This is a genomic window from Micromonospora sp. MH33 (assembly GCF_003013775.1).
Classification (GTDB): Bacteria; Actinomycetota; Actinomycetes; order Mycobacteriales; family Micromonosporaceae; genus Micromonospora; species Micromonospora fulviviridis.
Window position 1 is genome coordinate 1 of sequence record NZ_MUYZ01000561.1, and the last position, 2,139, is coordinate 2,139.

The 2,139-nt window shown below is 74.3% G+C and carries 4 protein-coding genes; 1 reads left to right on the forward strand and 3 read right to left on the reverse strand.

Annotated elements, in window-relative coordinates:
* From B0E53_RS35815 to B0E53_RS35825, 3 genes are all read right to left on the reverse strand, one after another.
* Positions 1-358, reverse strand: a 358-nt coding sequence (locus B0E53_RS35815) for an ATP-binding cassette domain-containing protein (RefSeq protein ID WP_146167951.1), incomplete at its 3' end; no start/stop codon positions are given.
* Positions 355-1,299: a metal ABC transporter substrate-binding protein gene (locus B0E53_RS35820; RefSeq protein ID WP_107079856.1), complete on the reverse strand. Its 945-nt coding sequence runs from the start codon at positions 1,297-1,299 to the stop codon at positions 355-357. The genes B0E53_RS35820 and B0E53_RS35815, both read right to left, overlap by 4 nt.
* 70 nt (positions 1,300-1,369) lie before the next feature.
* Positions 1,370-1,627 carry a DUF6703 family protein gene (locus tag B0E53_RS35825; protein WP_107079857.1) on the reverse strand — a complete coding sequence of 86 codons (258 nt, stop codon included), beginning with the start codon at positions 1,625-1,627 and terminating at the stop codon, positions 1,370-1,372.
* A 27-nt stretch (positions 1,628-1,654) separates the two neighbouring features.
* Between B0E53_RS35825 and B0E53_RS35830 the strand changes: the two genes are divergently transcribed.
* A complete protein-coding gene (locus tag B0E53_RS35830; protein WP_107079858.1) occupies positions 1,655-1,996 on the forward strand; it encodes an antibiotic biosynthesis monooxygenase family protein in 342 nt (113 codons plus the stop codon).
* Positions 1,997-2,139 lie beyond the last annotated feature (143 nt).

A 2,139-nucleotide genomic window follows, 5' to 3' on the forward strand; every position in this document is an offset into this window, starting at 1 on the left:
CCTCCCGGTCGGCCCGGCGCGGCGGGCGCAGCACGCCCCGGCGGGCCAGCCGTCCGGAGGCCACCACCTCGCCCACCGTGGCGGGTACGCCGCTGCCCGCGCCGAGCCGCTGCGGGACGTACCCGATGCGGTGCCACTGCCGGAAGCGGCGCTGCGGCGTGCCGAAGAGGGTGACCGACCCGGCGCCCAGCGGCACCAGGCCGAGCACGGCGCGGATCAGGGTGGACTTGCCGGAGCCGTTGGCGCCGAGCACGGCGACCACCTCGCCGGCGGTGACGGTCAGGGAGACGTCCCGCAGCACCGCCCGGCCGTCGTAGCCGACGGCGGCGTGCGCGACCTGGATCACGGGTTCGGTCATGAGCAGTCCAAGGCGGTCCGCAGGGTCTGGAGGTTGGCGCGCATCGCCGAGAGGTAGTCACCGTCGGCCGGCGGGCCCTCGATCGGGTCGAGCACGGCGGTTTTCGCCCCGACCTCCCGGGCCACGGTCTCGGCGACCTTCGGGCTGACCAGCGTCTCGAAGAAGATGGTGGTGGCCCCGTGCTCCCGGGCCTCCTTCGCCACCTCGGCGAGGCGCTGCGGGGAGGGCTCGGCGTCCGGGCTCAGGCCGGTGATGCCGACCTGGTCGAGCCGGTAGTGCTCGGCCAGGTAGCCGAAGGCGGTGTGGCTGGTCACGATCTCCCGGCGCTGGCAGGTGGCCAGGCCCCGGGTGTAGTCGGCGTCGAGCCCGGTCAGTTCGGCGCGCAGCGCCGCCGCCCGGGTGGTGAAGTCGGCGGCCCGGTCCGGGTCGACCTTGCCGAGCCGCTCGGCGAGCCGGTCGCCGACGGTCGCCAGCCGGGTCGGGTCCAGCCAGAGGTGCGGGTCCTTGCCGCCGGTCTCCTCCCCGTGGCCGTGCTCCTCGCCCTCGTGCTCGTGGCCACCGGCCGCGGCGTCGAGCAGCGGCTGCACGCCGGCGACGTCGAAGGCGCGGTCGCCGCCGTTCTGCTCGACCGCCTCGTCCACGGCCGGCTGGAAGCCGGTGAGGTAGACGATCAGCTCGGCGTCGGCCACCTGGCCCACCTGCCGGGGGTTGAGTTCGAGGTCGTGCGGTTCGGCGCCGGGCTTGGCCAGGTTGGTGACCGTGACGGCGTCGCCGCCGATCTTCTCGGCGAGGAACTGCAGCGGGTAGAAGGCGGCCACCACGTCGACCCGGTCGGGGTCGCTCCCGCCGCCCCCGCCGTCCGAGCAGGCGGCGAGGCCGCCCAGGCCGAGGAGGGCGGCGGTGGCGGCGGCGAGAACGCGGGGAGCTGAGCGGACGGTCATGTGACTACTGTCCGCGATAACGAAATTGATTGTCAAAAACGCATGATTGCATGTCAGCGCAGGTCAACCGTCAGAGCAGCTTCGCCAGCGCGATCGCGATCAACAGGGTCAGCATCAGCAGCCGGAGCACCCGGGTCGCCGGCGCCTGCACCGGCCAGGTGACGGTCATCAGCCACACCAGCCCCGCGGCCAGCGCCAGCAGCACCACGCCGCCCACCGCACCGGGGGCGAAGAGCCCGACCAGCACCAGGACCAGCGCGGCCAGGAAGACCGTCGTCGGGTTGAGCCGGGCCAACCGGGACAGCACGGGACTCTGCGTACGCTGCATGCCACAGACTCTACGAGGAGGAACCCGGTGCTGGTCACCAACCGGTTCGTGGTGGACGCCGACGTGGCGGACGAGTTCACCCGACAGGCGCACGCCGCCCTCGCCGCGCTCGCCGCCCGCCCGGGCTACCTGCGCGGCGAACTGCTCCGCGCGCTGGACGACCCCGACCACTGGTGCCTGATCACCGAGTGGGAGTCGGTCGGGGCGTACCGCCGGGCACTCGGCGGGTTCGACGTCAAGGTCACCGCGGTGCCGCTGCTCGCCCGGTCGGTGGACGAACCCTCGGCGTACGAGACACTGGCCAGTGCCGCGCCGGACGGCGAGATCGTCGTGGTGGCCAGTGATCGGGCCGCAGGTCCTTACCGGTGAGGCCAGGGGCACTACCCTGGCGCGTATGACCGCTCCCGGGCCGGCCGCCCCACCACCTCCGCCCGTGCCGTCCGGCGTGCCGCCGGAGCCGGGGTCGCCGGCCGAGCCGGGCGTCCCCGCGCCGCCGCCCGGCGTGCCGCCGG

What these genes read in the sequence shown, in the direction of transcription:
- B0E53_RS35820 (WP_107079856.1), bottom strand. Translation starts at nt 1,299, where the DNA reads ATGACCGTCCGCTCAGCTCCCCGCGTTCTCGCCGCCGCCACCGCCGCC.
- B0E53_RS35825 (WP_107079857.1), bottom strand. Translation starts at nt 1,627, where the DNA reads ATGCAGCGTACGCAGAGTCCCGTGCTGTCCCGGTTGGCCCGGCTCAAC.